20 protein-coding genes and 1 tRNA gene are annotated in these 19,267 nt (G+C 68.0%); 16 read left to right on the top strand and 5 right to left on the bottom strand.

The features are described from left to right. Positions 1–21 precede the first annotated feature (21 nt). On the top strand, positions 22–1,587 hold the full coding sequence (locus E2F46_RS16385) for a pseudouridine synthase (RefSeq protein ID WP_133323662.1): 1,566 nt from the start codon (positions 22–24) through the stop codon (positions 1,585–1,587). 242 nt (positions 1,588–1,829) lie between these two features. After that, complete coding sequence (locus E2F46_RS16390; RefSeq protein ID WP_133323663.1) at positions 1,830–2,915, top strand: NAD(P)/FAD-dependent oxidoreductase; 1,086 nt, start codon at positions 1,830–1,832, stop codon at positions 2,913–2,915. A 271-nt stretch (positions 2,916–3,186) separates the two neighbouring features. On the opposite strand, the gene E2F46_RS16395 is transcribed toward E2F46_RS16390, so the two are convergent. After that, complete coding sequence (locus E2F46_RS16395; RefSeq protein ID WP_133323664.1) at positions 3,187–3,984, bottom strand: amidohydrolase; 798 nt, start codon at positions 3,982–3,984, stop codon at positions 3,187–3,189. Positions 3,985–4,065: 81 nt separating this feature from the next. Then, positions 4,066–5,211, bottom strand: coding sequence for a pyridoxal phosphate-dependent aminotransferase (locus E2F46_RS16400; RefSeq protein WP_133323665.1), 1,146 nt, complete (start codon positions 5,209–5,211; stop codon positions 4,066–4,068). A gap of 77 nt (positions 5,212–5,288) precedes the next feature. Here E2F46_RS16400 and E2F46_RS16405 point away from each other — a divergent pair, with 77 nt between their 5' ends. The 12 genes from E2F46_RS16405 (at position 5,289) to metX (ending at position 14,671) form a co-directional block, all read left to right on the top strand. Continuing rightward, on the top strand, positions 5,289–5,768 hold the full coding sequence (locus tag E2F46_RS16405; protein WP_133323666.1) for a DUF3293 domain-containing protein: 480 nt from the start codon (positions 5,289–5,291) through the stop codon (positions 5,766–5,768). A gap of 37 nt (positions 5,769–5,805) precedes the next feature. After that, on the top strand, positions 5,806–6,417 hold the full coding sequence (ccmA, locus tag E2F46_RS16410; RefSeq protein ID WP_133323667.1) for a heme ABC exporter ATP-binding protein CcmA: 612 nt from the start codon (positions 5,806–5,808) through the stop codon (positions 6,415–6,417). Positions 6,418–6,419: 2 nt separating this feature from the next. Further along, positions 6,420–7,100, top strand: coding sequence for a heme exporter protein CcmB (ccmB, locus tag E2F46_RS16415; RefSeq protein ID WP_133323668.1), 681 nt, complete (start codon positions 6,420–6,422; stop codon positions 7,098–7,100). 86 nt (positions 7,101–7,186) lie between these two features. Continuing rightward, entirely contained in the window at positions 7,187–7,780 is a 594-nt protein-coding gene (gene azu / locus E2F46_RS16420; protein ID WP_207949628.1) for an azurin, read from the top strand. 93 nt (positions 7,781–7,873) lie between these two features. Continuing rightward, positions 7,874–8,623 (top strand): heme ABC transporter permease CcmC, encoded by a 750-nt coding sequence (gene ccmC / locus E2F46_RS16425; RefSeq protein WP_133323669.1) that lies wholly within the window; start codon positions 7,874–7,876, stop codon positions 8,621–8,623. After that, positions 8,620–8,793 (top strand): heme exporter protein CcmD, encoded by a 174-nt coding sequence (ccmD, locus tag E2F46_RS16430; protein WP_133323670.1) that lies wholly within the window; start codon positions 8,620–8,622, stop codon positions 8,791–8,793. The genes ccmC and ccmD overlap by 4 nt, the downstream gene beginning before the upstream one ends. After that, complete coding sequence (gene ccmE / locus E2F46_RS16435) at positions 8,790–9,269, top strand: cytochrome c maturation protein CcmE (RefSeq protein ID WP_133323671.1); 480 nt, start codon at positions 8,790–8,792, stop codon at positions 9,267–9,269. Before ccmD ends, ccmE begins: the two co-directional genes overlap by 4 nt. A 1-nt stretch (position 9,270) precedes the next feature. Continuing rightward, positions 9,271–11,190, top strand: a complete 1,920-nt coding sequence (locus E2F46_RS16440) for a heme lyase CcmF/NrfE family subunit (protein WP_133323672.1) — start codon at positions 9,271–9,273, stop codon at positions 11,188–11,190. After that, positions 11,187–11,771, top strand: coding sequence for a DsbE family thiol:disulfide interchange protein (locus E2F46_RS16445; protein WP_133323673.1), 585 nt, complete (start codon positions 11,187–11,189; stop codon positions 11,769–11,771). The genes E2F46_RS16440 and E2F46_RS16445 overlap by 4 nt, the downstream gene beginning before the upstream one ends. Next, entirely contained in the window at positions 11,768–12,232 is a 465-nt protein-coding gene (locus tag E2F46_RS16450; protein ID WP_425599848.1) for a cytochrome c-type biogenesis protein, read from the top strand. Before E2F46_RS16445 ends, E2F46_RS16450 begins: the two co-directional genes overlap by 4 nt. Beyond that, a complete protein-coding gene (locus E2F46_RS16455) occupies positions 12,232–13,278 on the top strand; it encodes a tetratricopeptide repeat protein (protein ID WP_133323674.1) in 1,047 nt (348 codons plus the stop codon). The genes E2F46_RS16450 and E2F46_RS16455 overlap by 1 nt, the downstream gene beginning before the upstream one ends. Positions 13,279–13,555: 277 nt before the next feature. Continuing rightward, positions 13,556–14,671 (top strand): homoserine O-acetyltransferase MetX, encoded by a 1,116-nt coding sequence (gene metX, locus E2F46_RS16460; RefSeq protein WP_133323675.1) that lies wholly within the window; start codon positions 13,556–13,558, stop codon positions 14,669–14,671. 226 nt (positions 14,672–14,897) lie between these two features. On the opposite strand, the gene E2F46_RS16465 is transcribed toward metX, so the two are convergent. Beyond that, positions 14,898–15,467 carry a hypothetical protein gene (locus E2F46_RS16465; protein ID WP_133323676.1) on the bottom strand — a complete coding sequence of 190 codons (570 nt, stop codon included), beginning with the start codon at positions 15,465–15,467 and terminating at the stop codon, positions 14,898–14,900. Between the two features lie 298 nt (positions 15,468–15,765). Between E2F46_RS16465 and E2F46_RS16470 the strand changes: the two genes are divergently transcribed. After that, positions 15,766–16,359 (top strand): cysteine dioxygenase family protein, encoded by a 594-nt coding sequence (locus E2F46_RS16470; RefSeq protein ID WP_133323677.1) that lies wholly within the window; start codon positions 15,766–15,768, stop codon positions 16,357–16,359. Positions 16,360–16,392: 33 nt separating this feature from the next. Continuing rightward, positions 16,393–16,479: transfer RNA gene (locus tag E2F46_RS16475), tRNA-Leu, on the top strand. A gap of 75 nt (positions 16,480–16,554) precedes the next feature. Here E2F46_RS16475 and E2F46_RS16480 read toward each other — a convergent pair. Together E2F46_RS16480 and E2F46_RS16485 are read right to left on the bottom strand one after the other, a co-directional pair. Further along, positions 16,555–18,192 carry a hypothetical protein gene (locus E2F46_RS16480; RefSeq protein ID WP_133323678.1) on the bottom strand — a complete coding sequence of 546 codons (1,638 nt, stop codon included), beginning with the start codon at positions 18,190–18,192 and terminating at the stop codon, positions 16,555–16,557. Next, positions 18,158–18,751, bottom strand: coding sequence for a hypothetical protein (locus E2F46_RS16485; protein ID WP_133323679.1), 594 nt, complete (start codon positions 18,749–18,751; stop codon positions 18,158–18,160). Before E2F46_RS16485 ends, E2F46_RS16480 begins: the two co-directional genes overlap by 35 nt. Positions 18,752–19,267: the final 516 nt, after the last annotated feature.

Consider the following 19,267-nt stretch of genomic DNA (forward strand, 5'->3'; position numbering starts at 1 on the left):
CGACGGCACCCGGAGCAACGCATGACCAAGCAACACCCCGCTGCCGACAAGGGCAGCCGCAAACTGTCGCTCAAGCGCGACACCACCGCCGCGCCGGACGCGCCGCGCCTGGAGGAACGCCTGCACAAGGTGCTGGCGCAGGCCGGGCTGGGATCGCGCCGCGCGCTGGAGCAGCGCATCGCCGACGGCCTGGTCAAGGTCAACGGTGAAACCGCGCAGACCGGCATGTCGGTCAAGGCCGGCGACAAGATCGACATCGACGGCCGCACCTTCGTCGCCAGCGCGCTGACCGAACCCGCGCGCGTGCTGATCTACAACAAGCCCGAAGGCGAAGTCACCACGCGCGAGGACCCCGAAGGCCGCCCGACCATCTTCGAAGCGCTGCCGGCACTGAAGGGCGCGCGCTGGATCGCCATCGGCCGCCTCGACATCAACACCAGCGGCCTGCTGCTGCTGACCACCGACGGCGAACTCGCCAATGCGATGATGCACCCCTCGTACGAGGTCGAACGCGAGTACGTGGTGCGCGTGCGTGCGCCGGAAGGCGAAGAGACCGTGGCCGACAAGATCGTCGACCGCCTGCGCCGCGGCGTGGCGCTGGACGACGGCCCGGCGAAGTTCGACGAGATCGAACGCATCGGCGGCACCGATTCGAACGAATGGTTCCGCGTGGTGGTCAAGGAAGGCCGCAACCGCGAGGTGCGCCGCCTGTGGGAATCGCAGGGCTGCCAGGTCAGCCGGCTCAAGCGTACCCGCTACGGCAAGGTCGCGCTGCCGCAGCCGCTGCTGCGCGGCCAGTCGCAGGAGCTGGCGGCCGCCCAGGTCGAAGCGATGCGCAAGGAACTGAAGCTGGAGGAAGGCCCGCCACCGGCGCTGACGCTGCAGCCGGTGATCGGCCAGCGCAAGGCCGCCAAGGCCACCGTGCACGTGGGCGGCGGCCGCAGCGGCAGCGCCTACGTCAACGGCCACAACACCGCCGACGAAGGCCGCGAGCTGCGCCGCTTCGACCACGTGCGCGAGGATCGCGGCCGCCGCGGCCAGCGCAGGCCGTCCGGCGGACTGACGGTCAGTGGCGAGCAGGCCGCCAAGCAGTCGCAGAAGCCGTTCAAGCAGCGCAAGGACAAGGGCGCGCGCGCACTTCCCGAGGGTAACCCGGCCGCGTTCCGCACCTGGTACGTGCCCGATGGCGTCGACACCGGCCCGTCCGGGCATCGCAATGCCGATGGCCGTGGCCCGAAGAAGCCTTACAACAAGAACAAGCGTCCCGGTCAGGGCGCGAGCCAGGGTGCGCAGCGCGGTGGCGGTCCCGGCGGCGGCGCACGCAAGCAGGCCGCGCGTCCCTACGGCCATCCCGACAGCGCGCCGAGTTTCCCCTCGGACCACGCGCATGGCGGTGGTTTCAATCCGTATGGCGACCGTCCGCGCAGTCCGCGTCCGGGCGGCAACCGTCCGGGCGGCAATCGCCCCGGCGGCAACGGGCCTGGAGGCAATCGTCCCGGCGGCAGCAAGCCCGGCAATGGCCCGCGCGGTCCACGCCCCGGTGGCGGCGGCAACCGCGGTGGCGGCAACCGCGGCGGCAATCGCTGAGCGACGCGGCTCCACGTCAGGGAATGTCGACAGGCGCCGGAAGGCGCCTGCCGCGTACCCAGGCGGCTACGGCAAGGGCGTAAGTCGAGTCGCGGTGTCCTCACCGCGGCGCCACGCGGCAGCCATGCCGCAAGCGCAGACAGCTTCGCCGTGGCGCGACTTCACCTCCACTTCACCGCCGCGCCATCGCCAGCCAACACCGCGGCGACATCCTGCACGCAGCGAATCCAGTGGAGCGGTCGATGCAGTGGGATGTGGTGGTGGTGGGCGCAAGTTTCGCGGGCGTGGCCTGCGCTTTGGCTGCACGGCGCGCGGGGCTGCGCGTCTGCGTGCTGGAGCGCAAGCGCGACCCCGGCATCAAGCTGCATACCACCGGCATCCTGGTACGCGAGGCGGTCAGCGCGGGTGTGCTGGGCCGGATACCGGAAGCATTGGTGCATCCCGTGTCCGACGTGCGCCTCTACGCACCCAACCTGCGCAGCACGCGCCTGTCGTCGCCCGGCTACCACTTCCTCACCACCGACACGCCCAACCTGATGCGCTGGCTGGCCGGGCTGCTGGTGGACAGCGGCGCCGAGCTGCGGTTGATGCAATCGTTCACCGACGCGCGCGCGATCGACGGCGGCTGGCGGGTGGATGGCCTGGGCACCGCGCGCTGGCTGGTGGGCGCCGATGGCGCGAAGTCGCGCGTCGCCGCGCGAGCGGGCTTGCCCCCGGTGCGCGATTTCCTTTACGGCGTGGAGCATGAGTTCAACGGCGCGACACTGGACGAGGATGCCCTGCACTGCTTCATCAGCCGCCGCTTCGCACCGGGCTACATCGGCTGGGCGACGCGCAACCCGGTAGGGGTGCAACTGGGGCTCGCGTTCCGGCATCGACCGGATCGGCGCGGCGTCCCCGACATCGACGCCTTCCTGCAGCGTGTCGGACCCATGCTCGGGGTGGACCCGAAACGCCGCCCCGACGCCACGCGCGCGGGACTGATCCCGTGCGGCGGACCGGTGGCGCCGTTGTCGGCGCCACGCGTGATCCTGACCGGGGACGCCGCCGGCATCGTCTCGCCGCTCACCGCCGGCGGCATCCATTCGGCGTGGTTGCACGGCGAGGCCGTGGGCAATGCCATCGCGGCACACCAGGTGCACGGCGCCGCGTCACCGGAGCGGGAGGCCGAACGGGTCGCACCGCGCTACCGGCTCAAGCGCCTGTTGCGCCATGCCTTCGATCGCTGGCAGATGGACTGGCCGTTCAATGTCATGATCGGCACGCCACCCCTGCGCCGGCTGGCAGAAGAGGTGTATTTCCATCGCAGCGCGAGAAGGCGGGACTGACCGGCAGACCGTTGCCGTCGAGGCGGAGACAGGGTCGCTCCGCCGCCCCTCGCCCCTGCCCCTCTCCCGGAGGGAGAGGGCAGACAAGTCGTTCACAGCCACGAGGAACATCTTCGTGCGGCGGATTCCCATGCCGTCAAACCCGCGCAGGCGGGCACCAATGGACGTTCCGGCGAAGCGTGGCGGGGCGCGCAGCGCGCACACAAGCGTCCTTGCGGGACGACGCCGGGCACGAGGAGTGCCCCCGGATGATCATGGCGAGCCGCAACCATCACTCGATGGTAAACGCATCCCCATCCAGCATCGCCGGGAAACGCTCGCGATGCGCGGCCAGCTCCTCGGCCAGCAGGGTCGTGGTCACCACCACTTCCTGGTCGGTGCATTCGCTCACCGGATGGCCGAGGAAATCGATGACCGCGCTGTCGCCCGAATACGCGATGCCGTTGCCATCGCTGCCCACGCGGTTGAGCCCGGCCACGTAGCAGAGGTTCTCAATCGCGCGCGCGCGCAGCAGCGTCTTCCATGGGTATGCGCGAGGTGCAGGCCAGTTGGCGACGTACAGCAGCAGGTCGTAGTCCAGACCGCCTGCGCGCTCCACGTCGAAGCGGTTGCGCGAGAACACCGGGAAGCGCAGGTCGTAGCAGACCTGCGGGCACACGCGCCAGCCCTTCCACTCGACCGTCAGTCGCTCGCGCCCGGCGGCGTAGCGCTTGTGCTCGTTGGCATAGCGGAACAGGTGGCGCTTGTCGTAGTGCCGCAGGTTGCCGTCGGGCGTGGCCCACAGCAGGCGATTGAACACGGCATCGCCCACGCGCAGCTGCACGCTGCCGCACACGGCGGCGTCGAGCTTCGCGGCCTGCTCGCGCACCCAGGCCACCGTGGGCCCGTCCATGGTCTCGGCCTGGTCGATGGCATCGTTGCTGAAGCCGCTGGTGAAGGTTTCCGGCAGCAGTACCAGGTCCGTCAGCCCGCGCAGCGGCGCGACCAGGTTGCCGTAGTACGCACGGTTGCCGGCCGGGTCGTGCCACAGCGTGGCGCCCTGGACCAGTGAAATGCGGAGGTTGTCCATGGATTGGCCGTAGTGCTCGATGCGAGGATTGCATGGTAGCGGGATGACCGCTCGCCTGGACCGTGTATCACCAACCAGCAGTCACAGCTTCGCCAGCCTTTCGATCGCCGCGTCCAGCGTCGCTTCGTTCTTGGCGAAGCACAGCCGCGCAAGCCGCTGGCCCTGCGGCGGCGTCTCGTAGAACGGCGACAGCGGGATCGCCGCCACGCCCTTCTCGATCGTCAGCCAGCGGCAGAACGCGGCATCGTCGAGGTCGCTGACCGCCGAGTAGTCGACCAGCTGGAAATAGCCCCCCGGCACCGGCAGCGGCTGCAGGCGCGTGCCGAGCAACTGCGTGCGGAAGCGGTCGCGCTTGGCCTGGTAGAAGGCGCCCAACTGCTCGTAGTGCCCGGGCGCCTCGTCCAGCATCGCGGCGAAGGCGTGCTGTGCGGGCGCGAAGGTGCAGAACACGTTGTACTGGTGCACCTTGCGGAACTCGGCGCTCAATGCGGGCGGCGCAATGCAGTAGCCGACCTTCCAGCCGGTGCAGTGGTAGGTCTTGCCGAAGCTCGACACCACGAACGCGCGCTCGCGCAGTTCCGGATGGCGCAAGACGGACTCATGCCGCGCACCGTCGAACACGATGTGCTCGTACACCTCGTCCGACAGCAGGAACACGCCGGTCTCGCGGAGGATATCGGCCAACGTCGCCATGTCCCGCGCCGACAGCATCGCGCCCGACGGGTTGTGCGGGCTGTTGATCATCAGCATCCGCGTCCTGGGCGTGATCGCGTCGCGCACGCGCTGCCAGTCCGGCGCGAAGGTGGCCGGGTCCAGGGGCACGTGTACCGCACGCGCACCGGCCAGGTCGATCGCCGGCTCGTAGCAGTCGTAGCACGGGTCCAGTACCACCACCTCGTCACCGGCACGCACCACCGCATGGATCGCGTTGAAAATCGCCTCGGTCGCGCCGCTGGTCACGGTGATCTCCGCGTCCGCGTCCGGCCGATGGCCGTACACGCGTTCCGACTTGGTGGCGATGGCGTTGCGCAATGCGGGAATGCCGGTCATCGGCGCGTACTGGTTGTGTCCGCCGCGCATCGCCCCGTCGAGCGCATCGACCAGACGCCCGGGTACGGGGAAATCCGGAAAGCCCTGGCCGAGGTTCACTGCGCCATGCTCGGCCGCGAGTTGCGACATCACGGTGAAGATCGTCGTGCCGACCTTGGGCAACTTGGTTCCTGGCATGGGCGTTGTCGTTCCGGTTTGGCAGATTGGAGACGCCGCAGTTTACGTGCGGCCCGTGATCGGTTACACCTTAGCGGATGCCTGCCACGCCCGACAGCGACACTCGCATCGCCGAGCTCATGCGCGCCTACCTCGTTGCCGACTACAAGTGGGAGCGCGGCGGGCACTGGCACGACATCCTGATCGGCTTGCCGACGCCCGGCCTCGACCTTGCCTACACCGACGCAACCTCGTACGGCATGCTCTCGGCGTGGAATCCGCATTCGGTCGAACGCGAGGAGCGGATCAACCGCGAGCAGGACGAACGCCTGCAGCACGAACTTGCCGCCGCCGGCAAGCTGTTCCTGCCGGCGTTCGCCTCCGCCCCCAACCGCACCTGGCGCGAACCCAGCTGGCTGGTGTTCGACATGGACGCGGGCGACTTCGACGCGCTTTCCCGCCGCTACGGCCAGCTCGGCACCCTGTGGTGGCGGCCCGACCATCCCGTACGCCTGCGGATGCTGTCGCCGCGACCGGCGGGGGTGTCCGACGAACCGAATGTCGACTGGATAGAATGATGTTCCGAGGGTCGCCGTCGCGGCCACTGCGCGAACGATGCCCAACCCGCCCGCCGCCGACACGCCGCTGCTGACCGTTCGCGGCCTGTGCTTCGCGCGCAACGACGCACCGGTGTTCGGCCCGCTGGATTTCGCGGTGCACGCCGGCGAGGCCTTGCTGGTGCAGGGTGCCAACGGCGCGGGCAAGACCACCCTCCTGCGCGTCCTGGCGGGTCTGCTGCGCGCCGACGCGGGCGGCATCACGCACGCACCGGGGCACGACCATCCCGCCTATCTCGGCCACCTGCCCGCGTTCAAGGCCGACCTGTCGGTAGTCGAGAACCTCGCATTCCTCTGCGGGCTGCATGGCCAGCGCGGGACGCAGTCCGTGGAGGGCGCACTGGCCATCGTCGGCCTGGCCGGGTTCGACGATGCGCTGGCGCGGCAGTTGTCTGCCGGACAGAAGAAGCGCCTCTCGCTGGCACGGCTTTGGCTGTCGCCCGCCGCGCTGTGGCTGCTGGACGAGCCCTACGCCAACCTCGACCTGGAAGGCATCGAACTGGTGAACCGCATGGTGCGCGCGCACCTCGATGACGGCGGTGCGGCGCTGGTCACCACCCACGGTGCCTATGCCGCGCCGCCGGTACGCACCCGGATGCTGGCGCTGTGAGTATGGACGTAACGCTCGCCTCGACCGCACGCGCACTGGTCGCGCGCGACCTGCGCCTGCTCTGGCGCCGCCGCGGCGACGCCCTGCAGCCGGCGCTGTTCGCGGTGCTGATCGTGGTGCTGTTCGCACTGGCGCTGGGCAACGCGCGCGGCACGCTGGCCGCAATGGCGCCCGGCGTGCTGTGGGTCGCGGTGCTGCTGTCGGGGCTGCTGTCGCTCGACAGCCTGTTCCGCGGCGACGCCGAGGACGGTTCGCTGGAACAGTGGATGCTGGCGCCGGTGCCTTTGGCCTGGCTGGTGCTGGTGCGCACGCTGGTGCACTGGGCGACGACCGCGGTGCCGCTGTTGCTGGCCACGCCGCTGCTCGCCGAGTTGATGGGACTGCCACGCACCCTGCTGCCCACGCTGTTGCTGGCACTGTTGCTGGGCACCCCACTGTTGAGCCTCGTCGGCGCGGTGGTGGCGGCACTCACCGTCGGCATGCGTCGCTCCGGCGTGCTGCTCGCCCTGCTGGCACTGCCGCTGTACGTGCCGGTGCTGGTCTTCGGCGCCGGCAGCGTGGCTGCGGCCGCGCAAGGCTTCGATGCCGGCGGCGGACTGCTGCTGCTGGCGGCGGGCCTGGTGCTGGGACTGGTGCTGGCACCGATGGCGGCGGCGGCAGCGCTGCGCATCGCGCACGGTTGACCTCGATCAAGGCGCGCCCGCGCAAGCCGCGGAACACTGGCGCCCGACGTCACGGCACGCGGCCGTGCGCACCAGGAGCCTCCACGATGAACGCCCTTCCCCTGCTTGCCGGCGCGATCGCGCTGGCGCTGTCCGCCTGCAGCCCATCGCCCGCGCCGGACTCCACAACGGCGCCAGCCGCCGACACCGCACCCCTGGCGACGGACGACGCCAGCGAGCCCGCGCTCGACGCCGGCGCCATCGATGATCCCGTTGCCACGCCCGTACCGATGGATGCCGACAGCCGGGCCGCCGACGTGGCCGGTTGCGCCACCATCCTCACCTCCAACGACGCCATGCAGTTCGATGCGGACGCAATCGTGATTCCCGCCAGCTGCGCCAGCTTCACCATCCACCTCACGCACGTGGGCACGCTGCCGATCGGCGCCATGGGCCACAACGTGGTGATCGCGCGCGCCGCGGACATGCCGGCCATCGTGGCCGACGGCATGGCGGCCACGCCCCGGCACATCAAGCCCGGCGACACCCGTGTGATCGCGCATACCGACATGATCGGCGGCGGCGGATCCACATCGGTCACGTTCGACGTCGCCCTCGTCCGTGAAGGCGGCCCGTACCGGTTCTTCTGCAGCTTCCCCGGCCATCTCGCGCGGATGCAAGGCAGCCTGCAGGTGCAATGAATCCCGCTCCCCGGTGCGCCCCGGCCGCCGGGCCGGGGCTGGTAAACTTGCCGGATCGACCGCGGCCTTCGCGCGCCGCCCGCCCAGGCCGTAATGTCCCCGCTGATCCGCTGGTTCCACCAACTCGGTTCGCCCCCCACCTTCGACCAGTTCGCCCGTCGCTGGGCGCCCTGGGCGTACGGGGCCGGCGTGCTGGTCATGGCCGTCGGTGCGTACCTGGCGCTGTTCCACGTGCCGCCGGACTACCAGCAGGGCGACAGCTTCCGCATCCTCTACGTGCACGTGCCCAGCGCGTGGATGAGCCTGGCGATGTTCGCGCTGATGGCGTTCTATGGCGCCATCGCGCTCATCTGGCGGATCAAGCTGTGCGAGATCCTGGCGATGGCCTGCGCGCCGATCGGCGCCGGCTTCACCTTCATCACCCTGGCCACCGGCAGCATCTGGGGCAAGCCGATGTGGGGGACCTGGTGGGACTGGGACCCGCGCCTGACCTCGCAGCTGATCCTGCTGTTCCTCTACCTCGGCGTGATCGGCCTGTACGCCGCCATCGAGGATCGCCGCGCCGCCGCGCGCGCCGCGTCGCTGCTGGCGGTGGTGGGCGTGGTGATGCTGCCGATCATCCGCTACTCGGTGGTGTGGTGGAACTCGCTGCACCAGGGCCAGACCATCCGCGTGTTCGGCGAATCGTCGATGGATGCCAGCATGCTGCCGCCGCTGCTGTGGATGGTGGTGGGCACCAAGCTGTGGGCGATCGGCTCGCTGCTGGCCCGTGCCCGCGCCGACAACCTGCTGCGCGAGGCCGGCAAGGACTGGGTGCGCATGCTGGCCGGGGGCCGCGCATGAGCTACCTCGGTTACGTCATCGCCGCCTACGGCGTGTTCGCCGTGGTGCTGCTGTGGGACTTCGTGGCGCCGCGCATCCGCACCCGCCAGTTGCTGCGCGCCGTGCGCCTGCTGGCCGCGCGCCAGGCGGCCGCGCGCAACGCTGCACAACAAGGTGAACTGAAGCGATGAATCCCGTCCGCCGCCGTCGCATGTGGTTCGTCGTGGTGCTGCTGGCCGCCGCGGCGCTGGCCGCCACGCTGATCGCGTACGCCCTGCAGCGCAACATCACCTATCTGTATACCCCCGCCGAAGTGCTGGCCGACGACGGCGCGCCGCTGCGCACGGGCGACACCCGCTTCCGCCTCGGCGGCATGGTCGCGTCCGGCTCGTTCCGGCGCGAGGCCGGCTCGCTGGTCTCGCACTTCCGCGTCACCGATGGCGACGCGCAGCTTGCCGTGGTGCACGACAAGATCCTCCCCGACCTGTTCCGCGAGGGCCAGGCCGTGGTCGCCACCGGGCGCATGCAGGACGGCGTGTTCGTGGCCGAGGAAGTGCTGGCCAAGCACGACGAAACCTACGTGCCCAAGGAAGTCGCCGACAAGATGGGCCTCGCCCACCAGAAGCACGGCGTCGACGATCCCGCGCCCGCTACGGACGCCTACTGACGTGCTGGCCGAACTCGCACAGGGCGCGCTGGTGCTGGCGCTGCTCGCCGCGCTGCTGCAGGCGGTGCTGCCGATGGCCGGCGCCTCGCGCGGCAACGCGGCGTGGATGGCGGTCGCGCGTCCCGCGGCTTACGCGCAGTTCGCGCTGGTCGGGCTGGCGTTCGCCATCCTGGTCACCGCGTTCGTACAGCAGGATTTCTCGGTGCGCAACGTCGCCGAGAACTCGCACACCCTGCTGCCGGTGTCGTACCGGGTGATGGCCACCTGGGGCTCGCACGAAGGCTCGCTGCTGCTCTGGGTGCTGATGCTGGCGCTGTGGAACGCCGCCGTCGCGCGCTTCTCCGCCCAGTTGCCGCCTGCGGTGTCCGCGCGCGTGCTGGCAGTGATCGGCATGGTGTCGATCGGCTTCCTGTCGTTCCTGCTGCTCACTTCCAGTCCGTTCGAACGCCTGCTGCCTGCGCCGCTGGAAGGCCGCGACCTCAACCCGCTGCTGCAGGACCGCGGGATGATGGTGCATCCGCCCACGCTGTACGTGGGCTACATCGGCTTCGTGGTGCCGTTCGCCTTCGCCATCGCCGCGCTGATCGACGGCCGCATCGACAACCGCTGGCTGCGCTGGACGCGGCCGTGGACCAACGTGGCCTGGGCGTTCCTGACCATCGGCATCTTCCTCGGCTCGTGGTGGGCGTACTACGAACTGGGCTGGGGCGGCTGGTGGTTCTGGGACCCGGTGGAGAACGCCAGCTTCATGCCTTGGCTCGCCGGTGCGGCGTTGATCCATTCGCAGGCGGTCACCGAGAAGCGCGGCAGCTTCAACAGCTGGACCCTGCTGCTGGCCATCGCCACGTTCTCGCTGTCGCTGCTGGGCGCGTTCCTGGTGCGCTCGGGCGTGCTGACCAGCGTGCATTCGTTCGCCGCCGATCCCTCGCGCGGCATGTTCATCCTCGCCTTCCTGACCATCGTCATCGGCAGTTCGCTGCTGCTGTACGTGCTGCGCGCGCCGAAGCTGGAAGACGGCAAGCCCTTCGCGCCCGCCTCGCGCGAGACCCTGCTGCTGCTCAACAACCTGCTGCTGGCCGCGGCCTGCGCGATGGTGCTGCTGGGCACGCTGTACCCGCTGCTGGCCGATGCGCTCAACCTCGGCAAGATCTCGGTCGGCCCGCCCTACTTCGGCCTGCTGTTCTTCATCCTGATGGCGCCGCTGGTGGCGCTGGTGCCGTTCGGCCCGCTGACCAGGTGGCAGCGCGAGCAGGCGTCGAAACCCGTGGCCATGCTGCTGCCCTGGCTGGCGCTGGCCCTCGTGGCGGGCGCCATCGCGTTCTTCATGGCGCCGCAGGGGCCGTGGAAGACGGCCGCCGGCATTGCGTCGGCAACCTGGGTGGCCGCCGGCACGCTGCGCTTCGTGTGGACGCGCCTCCGCAGCAACGGAAAGTTCACGCCGGAGATGACCGGCATGGTGCTGGGGCACCTGGGCATCGCCGTGTTCCTGGTCGGCGCGCTGCTGATCGAGGCGCAGCAGGTGCACCGCGAGGTGGCGATGTCGCCGGGCGATCGCGTCGAAGTGGGCCGCTATGCCTTCCGCTTCGACGGCGTGAAGCACATCGAAGGCCCGAATTACGAAGCCGACCGCGCACTGGTGCAGGTGTTCCGCGACGACGCCCCGCTCAAGCTGCTGCGCGCCGAGAAACGCCTCTACGCCAGCGGTGGACAGGTGATGACCGATGCCGGCATCCATGCCGGCGTGACCGCCGACGTGCTGGTCACCCTCGGCGAACCGCTGGGTGGCGAGACCTGGGCGGTGCGCCTGCACGTCAAGCCGTTCGTGCGCTGGATCTGGGCCGGCGCGCTGCTGATGGCGCTGGGCGGGTTCGTCACCGCGCTCGACCGCCGCTTCCGCAAGCCGGTGGGGGAGCGGCGATGAACGCGCCCCGCGACGACCGTGCGCCAGACCGTGGCCGCGCCACCACGGCGTGGATCATCGGCATCGCCTTCGTGCTGCTCATCGGCCTGCTGCTGTACGGCGTGCTGGTGTCCGACCGCGCCGGCCGCGATGCCCTGCCCTCGCCGCTGATCGGGCGCGCCGCCCCCGAGTTCTCGCTACCCGTGCTGCACGAACCCGGCCGGCTGGTGTCGTCGCAAGAGCTGCGCGGCGAACCCTACCTGCTCAACGTCTGGGGCAGTTGGTGCCCGGGGTGCCGCACCGAGCATCCGGTGATCGCGCGCTTCGCCGAAACCCGGCGCATCCGCGTGATCGGCTACAACTGGAAGGACGAACACGCCGACGCGCTGCGCTGGCTGGAGCACTTCGGCAATCCCTATTGGCTGGTGCTGGTGGACTACGACGGCCGCAAGGCCATCGACTGGGGCATCTACGGCGCGCCTGAAACCTTCCTGGTCGATGCCGACGGCATCGTGCGCTGGAAGCACGTGGGCCCGATCGACGAAGACGTCGTCGCCAACCAGCTCGAGCCGATGCTCGACCGCATCGGGGTGCCGCAGTGAACGCGCCGCACGCGCATCGCCTGCTGGCTTTCGCCTGCCTTGCGGCGCTGTGGCTGGCGCTGTCGTCTGCCGCCGCCCACGCGCAGGCCGTGCGCGACGCCACGCCGCTGGAGTTCAACGACGCCGCCGAAGAGCGCCGCTTCAACGCGCTGCTGGCCGAGCTGCGCTGCGTGATGTGCCAGAACCAGTCGCTGGCCGACTCCAATGCGCAGATCGCGCACGACCTGCGCCGCGAAGTGTTCGACTTGATGCGCAGCGGCCGCAGCGACCGCGAGATCAAGGCCTACCTGGTCGAACGTTACGGCGAGTTCGTGCTGTACCAGCCGCCGCTGGGTGCCTCCACCTGGCTGCTGTGGTTCGGCCCCGCGCTGCTGCTGCTGGCGGGCGCGGTGCTGGTGGCGCGCATCGTGCGCAAGCGCTCGCGCGGCGCGGTGCCCGAAGACCCGGACCAGGAGTGGTGATGACCTACGCCTTCTTCGCGCTGCTGCTGGCGATCGCCGCACTGGCCGCGGTGGCGATCGTGTGGCCGCTGCGCAGCACGTCGCCGCGCGTGTTCGGCGCGGTGGTGCTGCTGGTGCCGCTGCTGACGCTCGGCCTGTACACGCTGGTCGGCACGCCCGCCGGGCTGGATCCCGCGGCCGCGCGCCTGTCCGAGATCGACACGCCCGAATCGCTGGAGGCCGCCATCGCCGAACTGCAGGCCGAGCTGGAGCGCAACCCCACCCAGGTCGAAGGCTGGGCGCTGCTGGCGCGTTCGCGTGCGATGCAGGGTCGCTTCGCCGAGGCGCGCGACGCCTACGTGCAGGCACTGATGCTGCTGCCCGACGATGCCAACCTGCTGGTCGAGGCCGCCGAGGCGCGCGCGCAGGCCAACGAGGGCAACCGCTTCGACGACGAAGCCATCGCCATGCTGCAGCGCGCGCTTGCGATCGACCCCGAGAGCCAGCGCGCGCCGTGGTTCCTCGGCATCGCCCAGCGCCAGCGCGGGCAGGACGCCGAAGCCGCCGCTACATGGGAAGCACTGCTGCCACGCCTCGACGCCTCCACCGCCGCCGCGCTGCGCCAGCAGATCGTCGCCGCGCGCGAAGCAGCCGGCCTGCCGCCGGACGCCGTCATCGCGGCCCCCGTCGCACCTGACGCGGCGCAGCCCGTCGAAGCCGCGGCCGATGGCCTGCGCGTGCGCGTGGCGCTCGACCCCGATTTCGCCGCCCGCGTGCGCCTGCGTGGCGACAGCGTGGTGTTCGTGATCGCCCGCGTCCCGGGCGGCCCACCGATGCCCGTCGCCGTGCAGCGCCATCCACTGCAGGCGCTGCCGCTCGACATCGTGCTCGGCGACGGCGACAGCCCCATGCCCACGCAGAAACTGTCGGCCCTGCGCGAAGTGGAAGTGTTCGCGCGCCTGTCCGCCAGCGGCGATGCCGCGCGCAGCGATGGCGACCTGGAATCGGCGGCGGTACGCGTTGCCTTGCCGAGCAGCGCACCTGTCGAGCTGGTGATCGGCGAGTAATCGCTGCACGCTACAGCCGAGGCGACATCGCTCCGCCTCCCCTCACCCCTCTCCCGCAGGGAGAGGGGCCTCCACCCCTTCTCCCTCCGGGGCGACAGCACACAGCTTGCGCACCGCTGGCGCGCGTGTGCTGGAGCGCCCGTGCTGCTGGCACGGGCCGGAGGCGCGGAGCGGGGATTGGGGTGAGGGCAACGAAGCCACGCCACCCACCCGCATCGCGACAAAGAGCACCCTCCCGCAAGACAGGCGCAACCGCCACTGCGGATAGAATCGCCCGATGACCGAGTTCATCCCCCCCGGCACACGCTTCATCGACCTGCCCTCGCCGTTCCCGATGAAGCGTGGCGGCGTGCTGCACGGCGCACGCATCGCCTATGAAACCTGGGGCACGCTGTCGCCGGCGCGCGACAACGTCATCCTCATCGTCACCGGCCTGTCGCCCGATGCGCACGCCGCCGCCAACGCCGACAACCCCGAGCCCGGCTGGTGGGAAGCCATGCTCGGCCCCGGCAAGCCCATCGACACCAATCGCTGGCACGTGGTCTGCGTCAATTCTCTGGGCAGTTGCAAGGGCTCCAGCGGCCCGGCCTCGATCGACCCCGCCACCGGCACGCCGTGGCGGCTGCGCTTCCCGGAACTCTCGGTCGAAGACGTCGCCGATGCCGCCGCGCACGTCGTGCGCGCGCTGGGCATCGAGCGCCTGGCCTGCGTGATCGGCAACTCGATGGGCGGCATGACCGCGCTGGCGCTGCTGGCACGGCACCCCGGCATCGCGCGCAGCCACATCAACATTTCCGGGGCAGCGCGCGCGCTGCCGTTCTCCATCGCCATCCGCTCGCTGCAGCGCGAGGCCATCCGCCTCGACCCGGACTGGAACAACGGCGACTACGACGACCTGCGCTATCCCGAAAGCGGCATGCGCATGGCGCGCAAGCTGGGCGTCATCACCTACCGCTCGGCGCTGGAGTGGGACGGCCGCTTCGGCCGCGTGCGCCTGGACTCCGACCGCCGCGACGACGAAGACCCCTTCGGCCTCGAGTTCGAAGTGGAAAGCTACCTCGAAGGCCACGCGCGCCGCTTCGTGCGCCGCTTCGACCCCAACTGCTACCTCTACCTCAGCCGCTCGATGGACTGGTTCGACATCGGCGAAAGCTGCCACGGCAGCACCGACGAAGGACTGGCCGCCATCCGCGTGGAAAAGGCCCTGGCCATCGGCGTGCATACCGACATCCTGTTCCCGCCCCAGCAACAGCAGCAGATCGCCGACGGCCTGCGCCAGGGCGGCGCCGACGCCACCTTCCTGCCGCTGGAATCGCCCCAGGGCCACGATGCCTTCCTGGTCGACATCGCCCGCTTCGGCCCCGCGGTCGGCGACTTCCTGCGCGAGCTGTAGCGGAACCGTCCGCGCCCTGCCCGCACGCGCGCCATCCCCTGTCGCGCCTGCGCTTCGCGTTCGCCCTTGCCCCTTCCCCCGCGTGCGGGGGAAGGCCGGGATGGGGGCGCGCTTCCTGCCACGGCAACCACACGCCACCACGCTGCCGCCGATCCGCGGCGACAGCGCGACGCCCTTGCCGCCGGGCCCGCAACCCGCAAGCCCGGCGAACACCCGGAGCGAACGCTCAATCCTTCGGCTTGCAGCCGCAGAGCGTGCCGATGCAGTTCAACGGCGATGCGCAGATGTTGTCCACATGGTGGCAGCCGTCGTACTTCTTGCCCTTCCAGCAGAAGCAGTTGTTGGCCCCGCACCAGATGGCCGGATCGTCCTGTCCGGAGCTGATGTCGGTGACGGCGCTGCTTGCCGGGCTGCGCGGCGGCGTGGCAATGGCCGCGCGCATCGGTCGCGGGTCCGCTTCCATGTTCGACAAGCGGCGGCACCATTCCTGCCACTCGCTCCGCTCGGCACGGCTGAGCCTCGCAGCGTCCGCCCCGCGGATCTGGGCCAGGACTTCCACCCGGCAGTCGTCCGCGGCGGGAGCCGCCACGCTCGCCCGCCGCTCCTGCGCCTGCAGTGCGCCCGCCAAGACCACCAACACCAAGCCGGCCACCATTCCACCAAGCATGGATCGAACCCTTGAACGGATCATGCGCTTACCCTCCTCGACTGACGATGTGCCCGATGAAACCGGATTCGCAAGGCGGTACGGGTGGCGGCCGAAGGCGCCGATGCGCGATGCCGACGGGATCGGCATCGCTCCGCATGCGTCCGGTCTAGTGCGTCCCCCCATCCCTGTCAACGCTCAGCGGCGGATTCCGCGGCCATCCGACCAACGGTCGCACCGTCGCTGCGAGATTCGCGTCGTGTCGAACAAGCGCCCGGTGCCACGGCGGCCTGGAGGCGCGGAGAATCGGCGCTGTAGCGCGTCCGATGGGTTCGGCCATCCACGCAACGCGCCCGTCGCCGGCATCGGCGGTCATCGCCATTCATGCTGCGCCGCAAGGTGACCCACCGCGCCCCCTCGCGCCTGGCCGACGGTCTAGAATGCCCCCATGAACACCGCCGCCCTGCCCGATATCGCCTTCCCCGGCCGCGAGCGCTTCATTGCCGCCGTCGATGCCGCCGTCGCCTCGGGCGACGAACACGCCGTCACCGCCGCCCTGCGCAACGCGCTGTGCGGCCTGATCCGCGACCCGGCCGTGTCCCTGCCCGACTGCGTGCACGACCCCATCGAAGACCACTACGCCCGGCGCGAGATCTACCGCAGCCCCGAGCACGGCTACAGCATCGTCGCCATGACCTGGGGGCCCGGCCAGGGCACGCCAGTGCACGACCACAGCGGCCTGTGGTGCGTCGAAGGCGTGTGGCACGGCGAACTCGAGATCACCCAGTACGAACTGCTGCAGAACGACGGCGACCGCTGCCGCTTCCGCGCCGCCGGCGGCATGCAGGCGGGCCCCGGCAGCGCCGGCAGCCTGATCCCGCCGCACGAGTACCACACCATCGGCAACGCCAGCGCCGACAAGGTGGCCGTGTCCGTGCACATCTACCAGGCGCCGATCGAACACTGCTGCAAGTTCGTACCCGACGACGGCGAGTGGTACCGCCGCGTCGACGCCGACCTGCCGGTCGACCGCGCCGCCTAGGCCCGCACCGCATCCGCTATACTGCGCCCCCGCGCCGGAGTGGCGGAATCGGTAGACGCAGCGGACTCAAAATCCGCCGCCCTTAAAAGCGTGTGGGTTCGAGTCCCACCTCCGGCACCAGATGACGAAAAGGCCAAGCTGCGAAGCTTGGCCTTTTCGTTCTTGGGTAAATGTACGTGACCCCATTTTCTGAAGCTAGTCGCACAGGCTGAGACCTCTGGATTCAAAGCTCTGCTCGAAGCTACGGGAAAGGCTAAGCACCTTACATGCAGCGCTGGAGTTGAATCGATGAGGGGCCACCTGCCACCACATCAGGACAAGCCAGAGATCCTCTGGCCATGCCGCTACTCCCACGTCACTTCCCGATGAAACAATCTCTTCACGAAGCTTGGCGACCTCGTAGGTGCTCGGATAAATCCTTGTGACCTCTGCCCCCCGCTGAGCGCGCAGCGTCCAGTAATCTTCGGATGAAGTGAACTCGAAGCATCTATGTCCGAGCTTAGTGAAGTGCGGCCAGAGTGCCTTCACCTCGTCTATGTATCCGAGAAGAGTGGCGGAACGAAGTAGTGCTTCCGCACAATAGGACGAACCCCTAAATGTTTCCCTATCCGACAAACTCAACCCCGCCGCTTTACGGACACCAATCCGATCTCGTTTGATCTCCTCAAAGGAGTAGTGCGGGGTGGGCAATGCCGTTTCATCTCCCGCGAGATTTCGTCCTATCAATTGCGATAGAACAGTCAGCAACAACGCCTTTGCCTCATCGTGATCGCGCACACTTACTTTGAAAGCTATCCATGGAAACAGCTGGGCAACCGCGCCCTCACCCCAAAGCTCTGCCTTTTCTTTGTGCGAGATAAGCCACGCAGCCAGAGCGGCAAGACTCTCATCACCTAGAACATTCCGCTGGACGGACGCGAATGCCAATACTGAAAGAAGCCCGACAAGCACCGTAACTCGCCAGTGGAAAATGTCCATATCGACCAGCGGACTGCCTTCACCAAGGTTTTCTCTCTCCCTGACCTCTTCCCACAACTCTGTCAGCGCATCCAATACCGCGCTCTCGCAGATCGACACAGCCTCTTCGATTCTTGAGATTTTTCGAGACTTTCCAACATAGGTCGCTCGAATAAGAGACCAACACAGCATCCACCCTACCGCAACAGCATAATGATTCCCACGCTCCGCGAAGCGCGAAATTCCTATACCAGTCGCCCAGCAAGCGCTACTTACGGCGCGGGAAAGTTCCGCGCTTTTGAGGCTCCTGTCTGGAACTGAAAGAATGGACGATAGGAGACCATCAAGAATCTCGACTGGCAACGGATCACCAGCATTAGTCATATACAGCTCTAACAGCGCTTTTGTGTCCGCAATTTCGCTAGGCCACAAAGAAGCCGCATGTCGTTTACAAAGATCAAGCAAGGTACCTCTTGACCAAAGCTCGAGCATTGCAGGATAGGAGGAGTCATTAATCTCACGCGCGGCAACCTGCACCTCTTCGTTGAACTCTCCGTTAGAAACAAGGTAGGCGCGGTAAGGCCCTGCGGGAAAACCTGGAAAGGAAGGGCGCTGCGTCAGTAACTGGACGACCTGCGTCTGCATCTTACGGAAAGACTCCACATTCATTCGGCCACGTGGATCACCCTTCAGTTGGAACGCGCAGCCAACTCCATCTGGCGCCACAGCTAGAACGTCTTTCCCATACTCAAGCGTGCAATGCCTAGTGCTGTGAAGCACGCGATACCCATCAGCTGCGAGCATCTGCACAAACACCGCTTGATAGCTCCGCTCGCTGGCACTATCCAACCAGTTTTCTAGAAGCTTCTCTAGCACGCCATTCCTCCCGTTTTCTTTCCATTAGCTCTTCCCAGCGCTGAGAAATCGCGGGGTCACTAGTAATCTGCTCTTCAACCTTCTTCAAGCCCTCTATCGCCCCAGCACCTGCACTGATTACAAGACCCTTAATGTTCCCAGATTCATCGAAATCAAGATGCACCTTCTCGAAGACAGCAAAGACGCTTTCTAGCGGCGTCATACCTGCCTGACTCACTACTTGACCCGTTGCCTCCAATACTCTGTCAATCTCGCCATAGAAGTGCGTGGCCATCTGCTTCGCCATCCCTTCGGATAGTTCATCAATGAGCTTGGCCCGCTCTTCGATAGTCAACGTCCCAACTTTGCTGGTCGGAATTGATACTTCTCCGCTAGCCATCTTCATGTCGGAGACGTCGCTTGATCCATCGGCGCGCAACGTCCTCATCTGGTCGCCTTCATGGATTATCTGTACAGGTGACAGCGATAGCGCCCCCATCTTGCGGTGAGACTCAGAACGAATGTGCCTATTGATAATTTCCTGCAACTCATTCTTCAGAGACTGGATATTGGGAAGCACGCGCTTTCCCCTAGGTGTTGGCGTCGGCAGATCCTAGCGCACTATCTCAACCACGCCACCCGCACGGGCTCCGCTGGCTCCGACCGACTTAACCCAAAAAATGAGGTCAGGTTCATTTTTCAAACGATGCCCCGCGTTGAACGCAACCGCGCGGGCGATGGCTGCCAACAAACATGGCACCACTCGCTGCAGTAGTTCGCACCCAACTGATCCAACGGACCCGCTTCACACGCCCCACCCCCAACAGCGCTATCGTGCCCACACCCCGCATCGGGATTGCGAACATGACCGCTCGCCTGTCGCTCCTGGCCTGCGAGAGAAAAGGGTCAGGTTCATTTTTCAAACGGCTGCCGCGTTGAACGCAGCCGCACGGGCGATGGCTGCCAACAAACATGGCACCAATCGCTGTAGTAGTTCGCGCCCAACTGATCCAACGGACCCGCTTCACACGCCCCACCCCGAACAGCGCTATCGTGCCCAAACCCCGCATCGGGATTGCGAACATGACCGCTCGCC

This window comes from Luteimonas aestuarii (assembly GCF_004357985.1).
Taxonomy (GTDB): Bacteria; Pseudomonadota; Gammaproteobacteria; order Xanthomonadales; family Xanthomonadaceae; genus Luteimonas; species Luteimonas aestuarii.